The 19,142-nt window shown below is 45.0% G+C and carries 17 protein-coding genes and 1 tRNA gene; 10 read left to right on the top strand and 8 right to left on the bottom strand.

All coding sequences use genetic code 11. The features are described from left to right. Positions 1 to 91 precede the first annotated feature (91 nt). Positions 92 to 1,153 carry a 3-deoxy-7-phosphoheptulonate synthase gene (aroF, locus tag QUA53_RS13640; RefSeq protein ID WP_333097325.1) on the top strand — a complete coding sequence of 354 codons (1,062 nt, stop codon included), beginning with the start codon at positions 92 to 94 and terminating at the stop codon, positions 1,151 to 1,153. Between the two features lie 90 nt (positions 1,154 to 1,243). On the opposite strand, the gene QUA53_RS13635 is transcribed toward aroF, so the two are convergent. After that, positions 1,244 to 3,838, bottom strand: coding sequence for a dynamin family protein (locus tag QUA53_RS13635; RefSeq protein ID WP_333097327.1), 2,595 nt, complete (start codon positions 3,836 to 3,838; stop codon positions 1,244 to 1,246). Positions 3,839 to 3,922: 84 nt separating this feature from the next. Between QUA53_RS13635 and QUA53_RS13630 the strand changes: the two genes are divergently transcribed. After that, positions 3,923 to 5,194, top strand: a complete 1,272-nt coding sequence (locus QUA53_RS13630) for a hypothetical protein (RefSeq protein ID WP_333097329.1) — start codon at positions 3,923 to 3,925, stop codon at positions 5,192 to 5,194. Positions 5,195 to 5,263: 69 nt separating this feature from the next. On the opposite strand, the gene QUA53_RS13625 is transcribed toward QUA53_RS13630, so the two are convergent. The 4 genes from QUA53_RS13625 to QUA53_RS13610 form a co-directional block, all read right to left on the bottom strand. Beyond that, positions 5,264 to 5,983 (bottom strand): DUF2786 domain-containing protein, encoded by a 720-nt coding sequence (locus QUA53_RS13625; RefSeq protein ID WP_333097331.1) that lies wholly within the window; start codon positions 5,981 to 5,983, stop codon positions 5,264 to 5,266. 189 nt (positions 5,984 to 6,172) lie between these two features. After that, positions 6,173 to 7,387, bottom strand: a complete 1,215-nt coding sequence (locus QUA53_RS13620) for a DUF790 family protein (protein ID WP_333097332.1) — start codon at positions 7,385 to 7,387, stop codon at positions 6,173 to 6,175. Positions 7,388 to 7,402: 15 nt separating this feature from the next. Continuing rightward, positions 7,403 to 7,864 (bottom strand): DUF3598 family protein, encoded by a 462-nt coding sequence (locus QUA53_RS13615; RefSeq protein WP_333097334.1) that lies wholly within the window; start codon positions 7,862 to 7,864, stop codon positions 7,403 to 7,405. Between the two features lie 241 nt (positions 7,865 to 8,105). Then, on the bottom strand, positions 8,106 to 9,644 hold the full coding sequence (locus tag QUA53_RS13610) for a DEAD/DEAH box helicase family protein (protein WP_333097335.1): 1,539 nt from the start codon (positions 9,642 to 9,644) through the stop codon (positions 8,106 to 8,108). Between the two features lie 325 nt (positions 9,645 to 9,969). On the opposite strand from QUA53_RS13610, the gene ald reads away from it, so the two are divergent. The 4 genes from ald (at position 9,970) to QUA53_RS13590 (ending at position 12,646) form a co-directional block, all read left to right on the top strand. Continuing rightward, positions 9,970 to 11,058 (top strand): alanine dehydrogenase, encoded by a 1,089-nt coding sequence (gene ald / locus QUA53_RS13605; RefSeq protein WP_333097337.1) that lies wholly within the window; start codon positions 9,970 to 9,972, stop codon positions 11,056 to 11,058. Positions 11,059 to 11,321: 263 nt separating this feature from the next. Beyond that, positions 11,322 to 11,403 (top strand) — tRNA-Leu (locus QUA53_RS13600). A gap of 73 nt (positions 11,404 to 11,476) precedes the next feature. Next, on the top strand, positions 11,477 to 12,259 hold the full coding sequence (locus QUA53_RS13595; RefSeq protein WP_333097339.1) for an RNA methyltransferase: 783 nt from the start codon (positions 11,477 to 11,479) through the stop codon (positions 12,257 to 12,259). Positions 12,260 to 12,385: 126 nt separating this feature from the next. Continuing rightward, positions 12,386 to 12,646: a hypothetical protein gene (locus tag QUA53_RS13590; RefSeq protein WP_333097341.1), complete on the top strand. Its 261-nt coding sequence runs from the start codon at positions 12,386 to 12,388 to the stop codon at positions 12,644 to 12,646. Here the strand turns inward: QUA53_RS13590 and QUA53_RS13585 are convergent. Together QUA53_RS13585 and QUA53_RS13580 are read right to left on the bottom strand one after the other, a co-directional pair. Further along, positions 12,624 to 13,790 carry a hypothetical protein gene (locus QUA53_RS13585; protein WP_333097342.1) on the bottom strand — a complete coding sequence of 389 codons (1,167 nt, stop codon included), beginning with the start codon at positions 13,788 to 13,790 and terminating at the stop codon, positions 12,624 to 12,626. The two genes, QUA53_RS13590 and QUA53_RS13585, sit on opposite strands and share 23 nt — an antisense overlap. After that, positions 13,756 to 15,411: an MBOAT family O-acyltransferase gene (locus QUA53_RS13580; protein ID WP_333097343.1), complete on the bottom strand. Its 1,656-nt coding sequence runs from the start codon at positions 15,409 to 15,411 to the stop codon at positions 13,756 to 13,758. Before QUA53_RS13580 ends, QUA53_RS13585 begins: the two co-directional genes overlap by 35 nt. A 154-nt stretch (positions 15,412 to 15,565) precedes the next feature. On the opposite strand from QUA53_RS13580, the gene QUA53_RS13575 reads away from it, so the two are divergent. Beyond that, the gene (locus QUA53_RS13575) at positions 15,566 to 15,706 is read left to right on the top strand and encodes a hypothetical protein (RefSeq protein WP_333097345.1); all 141 of its coding nucleotides are present in this window, start codon (positions 15,566 to 15,568) and stop codon (positions 15,704 to 15,706) included. Between the two features lie 54 nt (positions 15,707 to 15,760). Here QUA53_RS13575 and QUA53_RS13570 read toward each other — a convergent pair whose 3' ends face one another. Next, positions 15,761 to 15,892: a hypothetical protein gene (locus QUA53_RS13570; protein ID WP_333097346.1), complete on the bottom strand. Its 132-nt coding sequence runs from the start codon at positions 15,890 to 15,892 to the stop codon at positions 15,761 to 15,763. Positions 15,893 to 16,948: 1,056 nt separating this feature from the next. Between QUA53_RS13570 and QUA53_RS13565 the strand changes: the two genes are divergently transcribed. The 3 genes from QUA53_RS13565 to mutT all read left to right on the top strand — a co-directional run bounded on the left by QUA53_RS13565 (position 16,949) and on the right by mutT (position 19,108). Then, positions 16,949 to 17,908, top strand: coding sequence for an RNA polymerase sigma factor, RpoD/SigA family (locus tag QUA53_RS13565; protein ID WP_333097347.1), 960 nt, complete (start codon positions 16,949 to 16,951; stop codon positions 17,906 to 17,908). Positions 17,909 to 18,128: 220 nt separating this feature from the next. After that, positions 18,129 to 18,470 carry a DUF760 domain-containing protein gene (locus QUA53_RS13560; protein WP_015174476.1) on the top strand — a complete coding sequence of 114 codons (342 nt, stop codon included), beginning with the start codon at positions 18,129 to 18,131 and terminating at the stop codon, positions 18,468 to 18,470. 233 nt (positions 18,471 to 18,703) lie between these two features. Next, the gene (gene mutT, locus QUA53_RS13555; RefSeq protein ID WP_333097348.1) at positions 18,704 to 19,108 is read left to right on the top strand and encodes an 8-oxo-dGTP diphosphatase MutT; all 405 of its coding nucleotides are present in this window, start codon (positions 18,704 to 18,706) and stop codon (positions 19,106 to 19,108) included. Positions 19,109 to 19,142: the final 34 nt, after the last annotated feature.

Below are 19,142 nucleotides of genomic sequence, written 5' to 3'. Positions count from 1 at the left end.
AGGGGGATCGAGGCTTAGGTAAAAACGGGATTTTTCCCATTCCCTCCGTGTCATAATTCGTTTCTAGCCCAACAGAAAAGGCAAAAAAAATATGATTATTGTAATGAAAGCCGGCACTCCAGAAGCCGAGATCGATCGCGTCGACGAAGAGCTCCGCACTAGCTGGGGTTTGATACCAGAAAAAATTGTCGGCCGTTACAAAACCGTCATGGGTTTGGTGGGCGACACCGTTGAGCTCGAACCGATGCAACTGCGCGAAATGAGCACCTGGATTGAAGAAGTGCTGCGCGTCGAAAAACCCTACAAACGCGCTTCCCTGGAGTACCGCCAAGGAGAAGCCAGCGAAGTAGCGGTTGCTACTCCTTTAGGAACTGTAACGATCGGCTTGCATCACCCGATCGCGATCGTAGCAGGCCCTTGCTCGGTCGAAAACGAAGAAATGATTGTCGAAACGGCAATGCGCGTCAAAGCTGCTGGAGCTCATTTTCTCCGTGGTGGCGCCTACAAACCGAGAACTTCCCCTTATGCTTTCCAAGGCCACGGCGAGAGTGCTTTGGGATTGCTAGCTGCGGCCCGGGAAGCTAGCGGTTTGGGAATTATCACGGAAGTTATGGATGCGGCGGACTTAAGTGCGATCGTGGAAGTAGCCGATGTAATCCAAGTCGGGGCGAGAAATATGCAGAATTTCTCACTGTTGAAGAAAGTCGGAGCTCAAGACAAACCTGTTTTGCTGAAGCGCGGCATCTCCGCCACCATTGAAGAATGGTTGATGGCTGCTGAGTATATCATGGCTTCTGGCAATCCGAACGTGATTTTGTGCGAGCGCGGAATTCGCGGGTATGACAGGCAATATACACGCAATACGCTGGATTTGTCGGCGGTGCCAGTATTGCGGACTCTGACTCACTTACCGATTATGGTTGACCCCAGTCACGGCACCGGTTGGGCGCAGTTTGTACCGTCAATGGCCTTTGCTTCGATCGCCTCTGGTACTGATTCGCTGATGATTGAAGTGCACCCGAATCCGAAAAAAGCTTTGTCTGACGGGCCGCAATCTTTAACACCGGATCAGTTCGACAAGTTGATGGAAGAATTGGCGGTGATTGGTAAAGTCATGGGACGTTGGCCGCAGCCCGTGCCCGTTTTGGCATAGAAATTGCACTCATAAGTAGGTCATTGCCAAAAAAACCATAGTATTCACAAGGTACTATGGTTTTTTTGCGCTTACCCGTTACTCATTGAATTAGCGATCGCTTTGATTTAAGATTGTTTGAATTTGATTTTGTACTTGTTCGAGTTCCCGACGTTTGTCAGCCAGCCAAACTTTTTGGGCTTCGCATTCTGCTCGCTCTCGATCGCACTTTTCCTGCTGTTCCAATAAATTTTCCCACAGAGAGATTGCTTGTGCGATCGCACCGCTACTCGTCTCAACTCTTTCTTCAAATACTGCAATAATTCTTTCGTCTATCTTATCCAAAATAGACTGTGAAGATTCATCGAACTTATTAAACCCTAACTCACAAACTTTTTGCTTTATTTGAGCTTTAACTGCATCGCCATCTAAGAAACTCAAGCCAAAACCGCCACCAATCCCCGCAACTATTGTCCCTAAAATTACTGGAATAATACCAAGTGGAAGAGCGATTAACACAGCAGCCGCGACAGCACCAATTCCCAAACCGCCGATGAATCCGCCGTCGCCAATATCGTCAATTGATTCAGCTATCCCGCTTCCACCGATACCAATTCCACCCAGATTACGTGCTATTGCTAACTTATTGAATTGAGCAAGAAGGCTAGTGCTGAGTTGCTTGTCGAACTTTTGAAACTCCTGCCGAATCGCATCAATGTCTTCATTGATTTGGCTGTTTAAACATCCTATATTTCCTTGTAAAATAGACTGTACTTTTTGAGTAGCCCCATCTTCTATTTCTTGGGTAATATCTCGCATAAATTGGTCGGAATAATCTTTTGTCAGCTCGTTTTGACTCCATATATGGTTATGTTCGGAAGTCCAGCAATCGCTTTTAGCAATCAGGCGTTCTCCCAATCCTTCCACCCATTCATTCCAAGATTCAACAACTTCTTCTACAGATTGCTCCCTCAGTTGATCCGCTAAAAGTTTGATTTTCACATCGCGGCCGCTTGCTTCCGCCATCAGTTCAAATATTTTCAGTTTATCTCCTGGAGAAACTGTCAATTTTCCTTCTAACATTTCCCTAAATTGACTCAATTTATCGCAGCCAGTATTAATAATTTCCTTAATTCCGGCGGCGGATTGGTTAAGTGCGAGCGCCCCCCGTTCAACTGTCAAAAACTGTTCCAGATATTTGGTAAAATCCTGAAAAGATTTCACATACTCATTTTCCGTCCCGTCCAAAATTGCCTCAAGCGCAGATTGAGCCGAAATAAAATGAATCCGGTTTTCGCCAGCGATCGTATTTTGACTCTTAACAATCGTTTCTACCCTTTGTCTTACCTGCTTGCGTCTTTCTTCCCGACGCAGCAAATCGGCAAAATTAACTAAGACAAAAATATTCGTCGCAGCTTCATGATCTTTACCGGGATTCAACTCTTTTTTCAAATACAAAAGAAGTTGTCGCTCTTTCTCTGTCAAAGCATTTTGAGCGTGAGTCAAAAAAATCACCGCATCAGTTGTTTTGAGAACCTGTTCGGTGACTAACGTGCGTTCCGCTTGTTCGTTCAATCCGGGAGTATCAATAATTTCTACACCATTGCAGCACAATTCGAGATTCGGATGCTCGAAAATGATTTCTTGGAGTTCTGAATTGATAAGTTCATCCCCAAAAGAACCTAAAGCTGCTTCCTCAGAAATTGCAGCTTTATCCTGATATTCTTCCGGTGAAATCTCCTCCTCGCGTCCATCTTTATATTTGCAGATAACCCGCTGCTGCGGCCCGTATTTCAAAACCGTTACCGTACCGCTACAGGGAATATCCCGCACGGGTTGAATTTCCTCGCCCAGCAAAGCATTGAGTAAAGTTGATTTGCCTTTGCTGAACTCGCCGACAACAGCAACGCGAAACCGCTGAGATTGTAATTTACGAGATATCTTTGTTAATTCTTCTATTAAATTAGGAGATAGGACGTTATGATCGCTTCCATCTAGCAGAGTTAAGCCGAGTTTTCCGCAAACCGCATCCAGTTGTTGTCTATACTCCTGAAACTTTTTCAACTGCTGATATGACGATACTGAATGCTTGCGATCGTTTTGCTGTTTCGGCTTTGCTGGTAAATGTTCGATAATGTGGCTGGCAGCACGGACAAACAAAGCATCGATAGATTGAAATCGTGCTGGATCGAGTAACGAGTGAACTTCTGCTAAAGCTGCTGTATCGCTTATTGCTTGACTGCTAAAACTCGCTTCTAAAACAGTCAAAAATCGCCCCTCAATTCCGAGTTTGTTGGCGATGATCGTCAAATACTCTTTTTCGCGTTTATCTATTGTCCCATCTGCCGCCGACATTTGATACCCAAAACTAATCAGCAGCAGTTTTTCCTCCTCAGAAAAACACGCTGTCAGCGCCAGCAACGCCGTCAATTTCTTGTAAACTTGCTGTTCCCGCACGCTCTTAACCATCGGCATTACCAATGGGCGCAAATTGTTGTTAGCAGGAATAAGTTCCGTAAAAGTTGTCCGCAATCGCTGCGTTTCCTCAGCACTTACCGTACCGTCGGCATGAATGACTCCCAGCAATACCGTGACCAATCCCGCCAGAAAAAGCACGGGCGGAGTAATATCCTCTTTTCGTAGGTTTTGCCCTGTCAGTCGGGAAATAAGCTCAACCGTTTGCGGACTAATTAGCGAAGTGTCCATTTGCCGCGCCTTTAGAGAATTTTTTTTATTGAAACTATCATAATATATTAGTTATTCTGTGGATTGGTAACACGGTAAAAATTGATGATGAACTTTGTATTTCCTGCAGCGGTACAGGCTGCGATCGAGGCTGGTAAGTACGCACAAGTGTTTACATCTGCTGGAGTGCCGATCGGCATGGCCAGAGATGAAGCGACGGGACAGTTCGTCGCCCATGCCGTGGGCGCGGCCCTCAACAACAGCCCGCTATCGCCGTTAGTCTCGCCGTTGCAGTTTGCGATGCAAGGCTTGCAGATGCAACAAATGCACATGGGCTTTCAAGCCGTCCAAGCGAGTTTGGGCGTGCTGCAAGCGACAACAGCCGTCATTGGTGTGGGAACTGTGGCTGGGGTAGCCTTGTCAGCGGTGAATTTGCACCAGACATTGAAACTAAAAAAAGCGGTAGAGAGGCTGGAAGTTAAAGTAGAAAATGGTTTCATCAATTTAGAACAACTTTTGAAAGGTCAAGGCGCGGAAATTAAGCAATTAATTTCCGAAGTGGTTGCAGATATAAAATTTGAGAACCATCGCCTAGTCTTAGTGCGGGCTTACGGGTTATTTAATCAAGCAATTCAACGAATGCGATCGGCTTTGCAACTGCAAGATATCAACCGCCGCAATGCTGAAATTGATGCAGCGCGGGGGATGTTGTTTCAGGCTTTAGCAGACTACAAAAATCCGCAGTTATTAGAAGAAACTTGTGCGGCGGGACAGTTGCGCCGGTTAGAGTGCAGTTGGGCGATCGAGCAAAGTATTATCGGCACGTATCAGGTGCAAAATGAATTTGGTGCTGCGGGCGATCGGCTTTCTCAGCTTCAACAACAAATCCGTCAAGATGGGTTAACAGTAATTGCTGGCTGCGACTCTGACGACGAACTAGATTTTCTCTTCCCAGAAATCACGCGAATTCACAATCACGATTTAGCCGCATTAGACAATTGGCAAAATCAGATTGACTGGATAAAATCTTTGTCGCAAAGTGAGTTAAAGCAGTTAGAGAGTGCTGATTTTAGTAAATCAGACTTAGCTGTTATGGGGGATAAAAATTCAGCCACAACAGCTTTAGCGATACCGGATGAACAGTTATTTTATGAAAAGTTGAGACCTAAGTCTCATTTTTATTCTCTTCGCACTCAACTGGAATTAATGCTCGATCCGCAGCAGCGTCAAGAGTACGAAGATTATATCATTGAGCAAGGGGAAATAGCGGGTCATAAAAGTTTAGTATCGTCGAACTTGGAAAAAGCGTCTGATTTGGCTGTTGCTAATCTGTTTTACTATTTCAGAGTCCGGGATGAATCGGAAGAATCGCAATAATCCGACCTAATTTGTAATTTGCTTTAAGTTTACCCCTGTTTTGATTATCCATCAATTACTATCGATCACTCAAAGACATTCATTAAGTTGTTTCATATCCTCTTGCGGCTGCACTTGCTTGTGCAAACTAATTTTGTCGCCCACTTCATACCCCGAATTAAAACCCGCCGCGCTGCTGACTTGAGAATCTGTTCTCGTTCTAATTTTAACCCCTCGGCCCTCTAGATAATCCGCGATCGCCTGTTGATTTTTCTCAAACATCGATCGCACTACAATCCCTGGAGTCGCCGCCACATCCCCCGAACCCGGAATCCCCGACTCTTCCATCTCCTGTTTTTGTTCCAACAATCTTTGTCTCAACCTTGTCGCGCATCCAACCCGAAAAGCATTCAGATACGCCAACCCCCTGCCGTTTCCTTTGCGGTATTTAGCCCTTTTTTCAATTGCAGAACTTAAATACTCGTACAGATGTTTACAAACAATCAGGTTTGTAGAAGTTCCCACCAAAAACATACTGCCATTATAAGTATTTCGCATGGCATTGCAACCGTTAGCGTCAGCAATTCCCGAAAGCAGCATCATTTTCCAAGTGACAAATTTGGATGTTGTTTCAACTGAGTTTTCGTCAATCTCTTCTTGGTGATTTGGCCCTAAATCCGCGAGGCTGAGATTGTACTGTGCCAGTAAAAGGGAAGCTTTTTCTGCCGCAGCAGTCGATTCGTTTTCATTTGATGAGGTGGCGAGGGCTAACAGCTTTTTGATTCTTTCGACAATACTTGTGTCTGGCATTTTTCAATCGATTTTAGGGTGAGACTATGCGGTGGCAAGGATTTGGGTGAATTCCCATTTTAGTATAGCTGGGAATGTGCGATGTTTTTTGAGGAGGATTTTTTTGAACCGCAGAGGGCGCAGAGGGCGCAGAGAGAAAGAAACAAAGAAAGAAAGAAAGAAGTTTGCAACTGATGCCCGGATTGGTTATTATTCGAGGACTTCCAGGACTGATTTGGGCAGCAATTTATCTTTAAACCAAACTACTTTTGCTGGCACATCATTTACATTCACCCCGGCTTTTTCTAAATTCAGCCGTTCGGAAATAGCTAAAATCAAGTTATCGCATTCAGACTTCTGTACTTGTGCAAATTTCTTTTGCAAATACTCCGGCCGCCAATAGCCAACTATTTCTAATAAAAACACTCGCCCGTCGGGATGCACTAACCGAAAGTCGGGTATCATCACGCTACCTGGAATCGGAATTAAATCAACTTCTCGCTCTAGTTGCCACTCGGTTTTTGTGGAACTCCATCTCTCAGCAAATGCGGCTTCTAACATACTATCATACGGCTTGCCAGGGGGATAGTGGCTGACTAAACCACAGTCGGAATTTAGGGTGAATTTACCTATTTTCAAAACGCCACTAAAAGGATCTTTTGTGTGCAGTGTCGAGTGCATACTCCATTTGGTGACGTGCAGCAGTGCGGGCAGCATTTTCGCCAGGGCTAAGCCGTAGCGGGTACTGGGTTTGAATAAGCTTGTAGGGCCGTCTATTGTCAGTGTAAAACCGTGGTCTGCATCGCCTTCGATGTAAGTCATTAATTGAAATAGTTTCAGATAGCGAAATAAGAGTTTATATTCTCCCGGATCGTTGCGGTGGGCGGTTAATTTGACTTGACTTGCTCGGTAAAATATGCCTTGAACTTGAGAAAGATTGTATTTGTGAAGCAAGTTTTCGGGTGTTGGCGGATTAAACTCAGTGAGGATTTTGTTTTCGTTTAAATCGGCGTATAAACCTGTAGTGATTTCGTGAGGCAAAACTTCTCTGTTTAACTCTTGGCTGAGTTCAATTGCTACTTTTTCCAGGGTTAATTGGGTGGATTGAGGGCTGGGAGTCGATCGCGCGGACAATGCAAAAACCCGCTGTCTCAACTCTGAGGGTTCTAGGGGACTGATGACTTCCAAGGTGGAGAAACCGCTTTTCAGCAGGTGCGCTAATCCCCTTTTCAGCCGATAATCCGGGCTGTCGCCTTCTAATTCTAGCAACCTTCCGTCGAGTTCGCCTTGGGTTTTGCCGATCGCACTTTGAAAGCAATCAATCATTTCCGTAGCTACTTCTATGTTTTTAGCATCTATCTTTAGGCGTAGCGGGATGATTGATTCCCCGTTTTGGCGGTGACTTAATAAATCAGTTGGTAACATAAGCAGTGAAAACTTTTACTCAATTCTTCGTTCAATAATCACCATAACTCCCCTGAGTTTTCCCTCTTCTGTCAAGCTTTGGGTAGTCCGAATTCGCCGATCGCAACTGACAAGATTTATGGTTTCTACAGCCCTGAGAATGCCAGTTGCTTTGTCCCATATTTGAAAAACGATTAAATTATCTCCAACTTCTGTGGCTAGTGTCTTGTAGCTAGAAAAGATAGAGTCATTACTTTCAATTTCTACTTGCCCTTCACCGACAACATGACCCACAAAATTTTGTGTTTCACTCTTGCCATTGGCATAAGTTTGAACGTTAGTTTGCCTCCACTGGTTATCAACAATTTTCTGGGTTAATACTGCTGTAAAACGCTGGGTTTCTTGGAAATCAGCATTAAGGATTGTCCAAGTTCCCTCCCAAACTCCTGTATGTTGGGGGAAGACTTTAAAGTTACTTATTTGTGTGATATCGAGCATTTTCCGGTACTATGAATTAGTCAATATTGAGATTATACACTAATTAGGCAACCTTCAAGGTTCCTTGAAATCATCATTTTTTACCCACTTTGCTGTGATTATGCTGCTTTTTAGTCGCCTCTCGGTTGACTCCGTAAATCGATTGTAGATGGTAGTTTTTAAATAGACCTAGGAGTGATTTAATTATATAGCCATCTTTTCGCTAAGACTACACATCCCACAACTAACTTATTTAGGCTTACTACCAGGGAATTTCATCATTGTCTTCTCCCCATTTGGCGGGTGATTCTGCTGCTTTTTTGGTTGTCTCTCGGTTGACTCCGTAAATGGGTGTCGGTTTGACAGTTTCTAACTTCTGATATTCTGGCTTTGGCGGTTCTATTTGTGTTTGTGGTTGGGGTTTGTGAGGCTGTATTCCTCCTCGGCGACGCTGAGAAGTTCTTTCTTCGCTGGTGTCTTCGGTGACGACTTCGTAGAGAATTGCTAACTTATTTACATCGCTGCTTTTGCGGAGAACTCGACCCAATCGCTGAATGTATTCGCGTTCGCTGCCTGTTCCTGACAATATGATAGCAATTCTGGCGTCGGGAACGTCCACTCCTTCGTTGAGAACGTGGGAGGCGACGAGGGTTTTGTATTCGCCGCTGCGGAATCGATCGAGGATTTCGTGGCGTTCTTTGACTGGGGTTTGGTGGGTAATTGTGGGGATGAGAAATTCTTGGGAAATTCGGTAAACTGTGGCGTTGTCACCTGTGAAAATTAGGGTGCGCTGGGGAGAGTGTTCTGCTAGTAGTTTGGCTAAGATTCGCAGTTTTCCTTCGGTACAAAGGGCGATTTCTTTGGCTTGGCGGTGGGCTAGCATCGCGCGGCGTCCCAAGGGCGATCGCGCGCTTGCCATGATAAACTGTTTCCAACCATCCAGGCTGGATATTCTGATGTTAGACTGTTTTAAGAAGTCGTTGCGAATGTTGATTAATTCGGCGTAGCGAGATGCTTCTTCTTGTGACAGTTTTACCATAATTTGAACTATTTTATGGTCGGCTAAAGCATCGCCTGCCAAATCTTCGGGCCTTTTGCTAAATACTGTCGGGCCGATGAGAAAATGCAAATCGCTGTGGCGGCCGTCGGTGCGATCGGGTGTGGCTGTCAGTCCGAGTCGAAAAGGCGCGATCGCATATTCGGAAATTACTCGATAAAAATCCGTTGGCAAATGGTGGCATTCGTCAAAAACCAGCAAGCCGTATTTACTGCCCAAGGTTTCTGCATGAATACTTGCACTGTCGTAGGTTGCCACTAAAATTGGCGTTTTGTCCCGCGAACCTCCGCCCAACAATCCGATTTCGATGTCGGGAAAAGCTGCTTTTAAATTAGCGTACCACTGGTGCATTAAATCGAGAGTTGGTACTACAATTAATGTACTGCGACCAGTAACTTGCATGGCTAATTGTGCCAGATAAGTTTTGCCGGAAGCGGTAGGGAGGACGACTACTCCTTGGCTTCCTGCTTCCTGCCAAGCTAGGAGGGCTTCTTCTTGATGTGGATAAGGCTGCATTTCCACGCTGGGTACGAGTTCGAGTAGTTCGTATCCCCTAGCTTCGTCGGTGAAGTGAATGCACTCGGCTTGGAGGGATTCTACCAGCGGGCGGTAGTGAATCGCCCGAATGCGGAATTTTTCCACGCGATCGTCCCATGTCGCAAAGTCCACCCAGTCTCTGCCTTTGGGCGGCGGGTGCAGCAATAGAGTTCCGCGATCGAATGTTAATGTAGGTATCCGTGCCATTTGTTTTAAGACCCGCTGACTGCAAGCCTGTTAAATTATAAGCGATCAATCAAATATATTGACTCTTCTTGAAATTATCTGCGTTACTCTGTGTTAATCTGCCCTACATCTGCGGTCGATCTATCAATCAAAAAATTCAATCAAAAAATTATGTAATTCAAGTCTAAATTTAGGAAATTGCGATCGCAGTGGATAAAAATTAAACAAATATTCTCCTAGCCCGATTGCCGGATTGCCAAATCTAAAATCTACAATGGTATTGTCCCGCTGGGGATGGTTTTTAGGTTAGATTCGATCTACGTATGCCTGAGATTAGAGGTTATAGATGGAAATAGGCGTCCCCAAGGAAATCAAGGATTTAGAGTTTCGAGTCGGGCTCAGCCCCACAAGTGTCCGGGCTTGTTCGGACAAAGGCCACACAGTTTTTGTAGAAACGAATGCTGGTGCTGGGGCCGGTTTTGCGGACGAGGACTATGTTCAAGCAGGGGCTAAGATTGTCTTAAAGGCTTCCGATGTCTGGAAGCGCGAACTAATTGTTAAAGTTAAAGAACCGCTGCCTGCTGAGTATCCGCTAATTCAAAAAGAGCAGTTGCTGTTTACATATTTGCACTTGGCGGCAGATCGCACATTAACCGAGCATTTAATCAGCAGCGGAGTCCAGGCCATCGCCTACGAAACCGTCGAACTCCCGGACAGAAAATTGCCACTGCTGACGCCGATGAGTATTATTGCAGGGCGTTTGGCCGTGCAGTTCGGAGCTCGGTTTCTGGAAAGACAGCAAGGTGGCAGAGGAGTGCTTTTGGGCGGCGTACCGGGGGTAAGACCGGGTAAAGTTGTGATTTTGGGGGGCGGAATCGTCGGCACAGAAGCGGCGCGTATTGCTGTAGGAATGGGCGCTAGAGTGCAGATTTTGGACGTAAATGTCGATCGCCTAGCCTACTTGGAAACTCTGTTCGGTTCCAGAGTAGAATACCTCTACAGCAGTCCTTTGCAAATTGAAGCAGTTGTTCCCGATGCTGATTTGTTAATCGGTGCGGTTTTGGTTCCGGGGAAAAAAGCTCCGGTGCTAGTTTCTCGCGAATTTGTTGCGAAGATGCACCCCGGTTCTGTGATAGTTGACGTAGCCGTTGACCAAGGTGGCTGTGTCGAAACTTTGCGGGTAACTTCTCACACAACTCCTACTTATGTTGCGGAAGGAGTTGTGCATTACGGCGTGCCAAATATGCCCGGTGCTGTGCCTTGGACTGCGACTCAAGCTTTGAATAACAGCACTTTGCCTTATGTTTTGCAGTTGGCAAATAAGGGGATTAAAGCTTTGGAAATGAATCCGAGTTTAGCGAAGGGATTGAACGTGCAGAATCACCGATTGGTGCATCCGGCCCTGCGCGAGGTTTTCGCAGATTTGGCTGATTAGATGCCCATTTTTTCAGCAAATCCCGTAGGGTGCGTCAGATCAAAGCTTGGGGATTATTAATAACCGGACGCGATCTGACGCACCCTACTCAACTACACACCGTTTTGCGATGTTTGGCTAACAGTAAATCCTCGAAACTCAAGGATTTCTCAACCCCAACAGTAATTAGTCCAAAATATTACTCGCAGCCCATAAAAAAATAAATTCCCCAAAACACTTGACAGATTCGCGGAGGTATGGCAGAGTAGTAATTCGTGACCGATGCGGAACTGGCGGAATTGGTAGACGCGCATGATTCAGGTTCATGTGGTGCAAGCCTTCCGGGTTCAAGTCCCGGGTTCCGCATTCCCAAGGCAGAAGGAAGTTTGGGGTTAACCCGATACAGGCAATAACCCCATTCGCTCTGCTGAATTAAACAATGCTGACAAGTATTCAAAACCCCCTAGTTAAAGAAATTCGCAAGCTGCACAGCTCGAAGGGACGCAGGGAACAACACTTATTTTTACTCGAAGGGACGCACTTGCTGGAGGAAGCTTGCGCTGCCAAATACCCGCTAGCAACGGTTTGCTGCACTCCCGAATGGCTGGATCGGCACGGGGAACTTTGGGAGCAAGTTGGTAATTTAGCCGATCGCACAGAATTAGTAAGTGCAAAAGTGTTAGAGTCGATCGCCACTACAGTCCAACCCGACGGCATTGTCGCCACCGCACCCCGCACTGCAACAGAACCGGCAAAATTGTCAACTTTAGGAATAGCCTTAGAAACAATCCAAGATCCCGGCAACTTGGGGGCGATCGTCCGCACGGCTGCGGCTGCTAATGCCGACGGTTTGCTGCTGAGCGCAGACAGCGCCGATTTAGACCATCCCAAAGTGCTGCGCGCCTCGGCAGGAGCTTGGTTTAAGCTGCCAATGGCAGTCAGTCCAGATTTAACCGCCGAAGTCTCCGGGTATAAAAATCGAGGAATGCAAATTTTAGCAACCGTCGCCGGGGCCAGTTTAAGTTATTGGGAAGTTGATTTGCGAGTGCCGACTCTGATAGTTTTGGGGAATGAAGGCTCTGGTTTGTCGGAAGAATTGAGGAGTTTGGCCGATCTACAAATCCAAATTCCCCTGAGTCGTGGCGTAGAATCTTTAAATGTGTCGATCGCCGGAGCCCTCATCTTGTACGAAGCTCAAAGGCAAAGAAGTCTGTCGATTTGAGATTTACTCGCCCTCAGGAATCTGGGACATTGAACCAGGGCTGTTTCATTCTCTGATCCGATCGGCAAAAGTAAAAGCGATCGCGCTATCTGATAAGATTTTTAGCGATCGCTCAAAAAAACATATATGCTGACTCTAATCACTTCTTGTTATCTCCTGATTTTTTTCCTCTTCTGGAAGATACAATTTGCTCAGTTTGAAATGAAAATTGTCCTTCCTAAAATTATCACAACCGTTGATTTAGCACTGGCAGATAATCCTCCAGTCAAACCTATACGTCGGGGATTAACTTCAGGAGTTTCTGCGGTAAGTCTCCTTAAAAATGGTGAGCATTTTGTCACTAATTCTACTGTTCAGTTAACTTCTAGTTTAGTTGAACTCTATTAAAATGCTCATTCAGCAACTTTAGCACTTCTTGAGCGATTAATTTGTTGGCTTTTGGGGTAAAGTGTCCATCACCAATAAAGTTACTGAGATCATTAGCAGGAACAATATTATGGTTACTGACATAGGGAATTGAACCCTTTTCTAAGGTTGGTTTGAGTGCTTGGAACAAATGATCTTCATATCCACGATCATTAAGAATAAGCACAATTGGCATTTTACCGTCAGCTTTCGCTGTGGCTGCGAAATCGTTAACTATTGCCCTTAAAACTGAAATTTCTGATTCGGCCTTAAACCCTGTTGGACTATGAATTTGATTTGTAAGTGTGAGCTGATGACGTTGTGCTAAAGCTCTGCGAATCAATCGGATAATTACCGAATTATCCAGCCATTTTTTCTGGAATATAAATCCATTAAAAAATTGATCGTGTTCTTTAAGTTGATTAACAAATGCGTTCCACTGTGGCTTATTTTGGAGGGTCGCCCGAAGTTGAGCTAAAGACATGACATTGGGCGATATCGCCTTCAGCTTTCCATCTTCCAAAAAGTATCGTGGGTAGGTGTAAGGTGCTGGTCCTTCAAATTGCCAAGTCATGCCGTTAAGAGTTCTGAGTCCTTTAACGCTAGAAGCTAACAGTCCCAAAATTACTATATCCGCTTGATGCTTACCTCGATCTAAATTGTAGGCAGCGAAGGAGTAATTAGGCGGAGCAGCAGGTCCGGCGATCGCTCTAATCATCAGCCTCGAATCGATTTCCTCCATGGCGGTGCCGACCTGATTGGAAAATGACATACCGTAGATGGCAATTAGCAAATCTTTATCGGAAGTTCGGCTAACGGGTATATTTAACTTCTTCCATAGTTCTGGATCTAACCAGCCAGCAATTGCTATAGGTGAACTTAATTCATCCGTAGAACCGACCATCCGTGAAAGCTTGCCCTCAATAGATCGCCCATATTCAAAATATGTATTGAGTTGCCCTGGAGAAGTTGCTAAAGGATCTGACGGATATGGAAACATAAAATTGATCGAAAAATCGAACATCAATAGGAAGAAAATGATCCACAGTCCGGTGACGAATTTTTTACGCATGGCATTGCTGATAGCTGGTTTAAAATTGAGAATAGATGAACTGTGCAGGGGCATTGCTTTCTCCCATCAATAAAATAATAATGAGTGCTGCATAAAAAGCTGCACGGGCTGGGGTTGGATAACGACGGTAAAAATCGGGATTATCAGTTTGGTAAGCCCACAATTCATAGCCGATCAGTAGTGGAATGCCCAAGATAGCAGGTAATGGGGGTGTAGGCAGACTGAGCGCCAAGTTTCCGAAATCTCCAAACAGAATTTTTGTAAAGGAGATAATCTGACTCAGGGAAGTGGCTTTAAACAACAGCCATCCATAGCAAGTCAGCATAAAAAAGAATAGAGTTGCGACTAATCCTTCTAGAAGTTTGAACTTATTTTTGCTCGGTAGTTGTTTGTTAGTAGTCTTAGGGGTAAAAGCTCGATACACAGACAAAAGCATCCCCTGATAAAATCCCCACAGGATAAAGTTCCATGCTGCCCCATGCCAAAGTCCGCCCAGTACCATTGTTGCCATCAGATTTTGATAAGTTTGGCGCTCGCCTTGACGGTTTCCCCCAAGTGGTATATATACGTAATCCCGTAGCCAAGTAGAGAGGCTAATGTGCCAGCGACGCCAAAACTCGCTGGGATCTTTAGAAAAATAGGGCAGATTGAAATTGAGTATTAGTTCTATACCCAACAATTTGGATACACCTCTAGCGATGTCTGAATAACCACTAAAATCGCAATAGATTTGAATGGCGTAGAGGAAAGTTGCTAAAATGATATCAATCCAAGAAACATTTCCCTTAGTCCCATAAATTGCATTGACTGAACCAGCTAATCCATCCGCGATCGCTACTTTCTTCACCAAGCCAAATAATATCAGAAACAAACCTTGAACAGATTGCTCAAAACTGATCTTTCGCGGATTTGAAATTTGAGGAAGTAACTGTGAAGCTCGATCTATAGGGCCAGCAAACAATGGGGGAAAATAAGCCAAGAAGAGAGCAAAGTCTAAAAATTGGTGTGATGCTTTCAGTTTGCCTCGATAAATGTCGCAAGCGTAGCTGATGGCTTTAAAAGTGTAAAACGAGATGCCTAGAGGCAGAATGATGTTTAAATGCAATAAGTTGCTATGAATCCCCAGGGTATGAATTACTCTTTCAGCACTGGTAATAAAGAAATTGAAGTATTTAAAGAAGCCTAAAAGTGCCAAGTTACTGCCTACACAGAGCCACAGGAACAAATGGCGGCGCTGTTTTTCCTCAAGAGCGGTGAATTGGGGATACAGCAGGTTAGCAATTGCTACAACTACCAGGGCCGCCATTAATATCAACCAGCCGGAAAAAGAAGCAGGTAATAGTTGTGTCCATTGTACTGACACCGCTATGGGTGCTATACTTACCTGAAGGGCATTCCATTGAACTGTATTAAATAACAACGCCCCTAATACAACTGACAAAGAAACAATCCTGCGGTTAGAAGATTCTAATCGACCAGTATCAATCATTGCCCCGCAGTAGAAGTCAATTGCGGTGGAAAGAAGCATTAAAAACAGGAAATTAACATTCCACCAGCCGTAGAATACATAGCTACCAATCAGCAACACCAAGTTTTGACTGCGGAAAGGAAGGATGCGGTACAAGATATAGGTAACTAGAAAAAAGACTAGGAATTCAATTGAGTTAAATGTCACTTATTCTCCACCTGACTATTTGCAAAAAGTAGCTATTTTTATCTCTTATGTATGTTAGTCGAGATGAGCGATAAATTATCCTATAAACCGGGGCAGTAGGAGAAGGAAGAAATCACTCGCTAAACCTAAGAGGGTGTTTGAAAAGTCGGACAGGGTGTTTAAAAAAACTAACCTGGCTTGGGAAGAAGCGGCGATCGCCTCTAACCTAGATAGTGGCCTATCGGGATGGGGCGAATCAGCGGGGAGGGCGATCGCTCCCGCATACAAACACAAAAAAAACCGCCATAAATTATAATCCAGAATGTGAAATCTTTCTAGGGTATTAGGCTTGCGATTACAGGAATAGATGTCAAATGCGTTCTCTTGTACCGATCGCCCGCAACCGATCTAAGCGTGCTGGTAATTTACTGGAGTTGTCCCACCCCTGAATTGTTTTGACCCAAACACCTACTTTTGCAGCAAACTCACTAATTTTGTACATGAACAATAAGTATTTTTATTCTTATTGTCTACAAATGTATAGGCTTCTTGATACTCCCTAGCCTGAAAAGGCGAGGGAATTCTTGAGGAAGCCAGATTCGGATTTTCACTTTTGGCTATCTTGTCGCCACTACTCACTCAGCTTGAATTTCTTCAAATATTGCGTATACTTTGGTTTTTTGCGCGATCGCGAGTCCATCACTACGCAAAATATCTGGTAAGCTGTTCGGCATTTAAAAGACGATAGTATGGTGCGGAGCGTAAAGAAGTGTTTACCTTGTAAGCTGTTCGGCATTTAAAAGAGGATAGTAGGGTGCGGAGCGTAAATAAGCGTTTCCCAAGTATAGTAAGTATTCGCTTCTGACCCACCTTACCTGGATCGTTAATAGTTTAAATGTGTAACAGCTTAAGCTCTACCTCCTGTTATTATTTGCCCTTTAACTATTCCGAATCTTGCGTCGGATCAGTCCGTTGCCGGAATTACTTGGCAACGCCGGGCGTTTCAACACGTAGATGGTTATTCTTACTTGATCTTTTGGATCATAACATCAGCTTTTGACTCACTATGTAAAGTATCTGTAAAGAAATATTCAAGGTGGTTGAAACCGCTACCGACTTTTCCCCTAGTTGATCGCCCCTGGCGCAGGTCTCGTTCTTCGGTCAACCTCCCCATCTCCCCATCTCCCCCTCACCCCATCTCCCCATCTACCCCTCTGAGATGTGGCGGATTTTGTTTATCTTGATGCAAACTGTAAAGCCAGGAAAGCGGATACTTTCGTATCAACAGTCCAGGCTGGCATGAAATAAATATGAAGAAGTGTAGCCAAGTGCTCTCACAAATGTTAAGATTCTTAACATAACGTAGTATTGTGCACGCCCCAACCAAAACCTAACCTGAGACGGTGCTGACTGGGAGTAGTAGCTAGCTACCATAAAATTAAGCCTCTTTAAATGGAAGGAAAGCGCAAGTCCCCGCCCGCTTTCCTTCCCAGCTAAAGCTAGGGGTTTGCGACTACCGCAAACCTTTAGAGGCACAGATCCTCAGCGGGAAAAGCTCATGAAAACTCTTAAGTCCTCAGATACAGATTCTGTTCGCGCTTACTTGCGGGAAATCGGCCGCGTTCCCTTGTTGACCCATGAGCAAGAAATACTCTACGGGAAACAGGTACAGCGCTCAACCGCACTGCATCAGGAGAAAAATATTTTAGCCGAAGAGTTAGGCCGCGACCCGACGGCGGCTGAATGGGCACAGGCAGTTGGGCTGTCTGAGGCACAGTTGCAGCGGACGATCGAAAACGGGGAAAGGGCAAAGCGCCAAATGGTGGAAGCGAATCTCCGCCTGGTAGTGTCTGTTGCCAAGAAATATATCAAGCGCAACGTAGATTTACTGGATCTAATTCAGGAAGGCACGATCGGGATGCAGCGGGGAGTAGAAAAATTTGACCCGACTAAGGGCTACAGATTTTCTACTTATGCTTATTGGTGGATTCGTCAGGCAATTACTCGGGCGATCGCCGAAAAAGGCCGCACCATCCGCTTACCGATCCACATTACCGAAAAGCTCAACAAAATTAAAAAAGCTCAGCGCCAACTTGCTCAACAGCTTGGTCGCGCGGCCACGGCTGCTGAATTGGCATCAGAGCTCGAATTGACTCCCAAACAGATTCGCGAATATCTTGATCGCGCGCGCCTGCCACTTTCCCTGGACTTGCGCGTGGGAGACAATCAAGATACAGAGTTGGGCGATTTGTTGGAAGATACGGGTACTACCCCGGAAGATTTTGCCTTGCAATCTTCCCTACGGACTGACTTAGACCACCTAATGGCGGAACTGACTCAGCAACAGCGAGAAGTGCTCGCCTTGCGGTTCGGTTTAGAAGACGGGCAAACCCTAACTTTGGCAAAAATAGGCGATCGTCTCAACATCAGTCGGGAACGAGTTCGGCAAATAGAACGGGAAGCTTTGACCAAACTCCGCAAACGCAAGCAAGATATCAACGATTATCTAGCCAGCTAGGTAGATTGGGGATTGGCGATCGGGTCTCCCCCCTTGCAATCCCCAATCTAAAATCGTAAAAACCGCCGCTTTTAATTCGGTTGTGCCCACTTCGTTGCTATGACTGTCCTGCTACATTAGTAATTACTTAGTAATAAAGATCAGCAGCCATCAGATAAGGGTTATTTAATTTAACCGCCCGCGTCTAACATAACAAGCTGTCTCTGAAACGGAGGTACTCGTGAGCAACTCATCTAATAAATCCCCAGAATTCTTTGAAGAAGACGGAGAAAATACCAACTTATTATGGCAATACGTGCAGTCTATGGCTCCCGACACAGTTTCTCAGTTGTCTAAGCCGACTTCTCACGAAGTGTTTCAAGTAATGGAGCGAAATATTGTTGGACTATTGGGGAATTTGCCTTCGGAACACTTCGGGGTGACAGTGACTACCAGTCGCGAACATTTGGGTAGATTGCTCGCCTCAGCTATGATTAGCGGTTATTTTCTCAAAAATGCCGAACAGCGAATGACTTTTGAAAAGTCCATACAAGCCAGTGAGAGACATGGCTCGGACGATTAGTAGATTCTTAACATTTAAGTGATCCAAGTGTCAAGCCCCCCCTCGCAAGATGGGGGCTTAATATTTTAGATTTTAGATTTTAGATTTTAGGTTTTAGATTTTAGGTTTTAGGTTTTAGATTTTAGGTTTTAGATTTTAGGTTTTAGATTAAATAATAATTGAATAATTATTGATATTATTCTTAAATTCCCCATTCCCCATTCCCCATTCCCCATTCCCCATTCCTAATTAATATGTCTCTTCCTCCTTTTGCCCACAAAGTTATCGGCGTTGCTGCAATCTGGAACAATCGCCAACAAATTTTGATTGACAAGCGCCGACAACATGGACTGCACGGGGGTTTCTGGGAGTTTCCGGGCGGAAAAATAGAGCCTGGGGAAACAATCGAAGCTTGCATAAAACGGGAAATAATGGAGGAGTTGGGGATTGTTGTAGAAGTTGGCGATCGCTTGATTACAATTGACCACGACTACACTAAATTTACAGTTAGACTATACGTGCACCACTGCCGCCACGTCAGCGGGGAACCGCAAACGATTGAATGCGATGAAATTCGCTGGGTGACACTCGACGAAATTGACCAATTTACTTTTCCCAAGGCAAACGCACAGATTATTGCTGCACTGCGGAAAAGTTGAGCTGTAATATCAAACTCGGTTGCTACTGACAAGT

The organism is Microcoleus sp. Pol12B3 (assembly GCF_036701355.1).
GTDB lineage: Bacteria > Cyanobacteriota > Cyanobacteriia > Cyanobacteriales > Microcoleaceae > Microcoleus.
The sequence above is the reverse complement of the archived record's forward strand: the minus strand, read 5'-3'. Positions and strand labels throughout refer to the sequence as shown.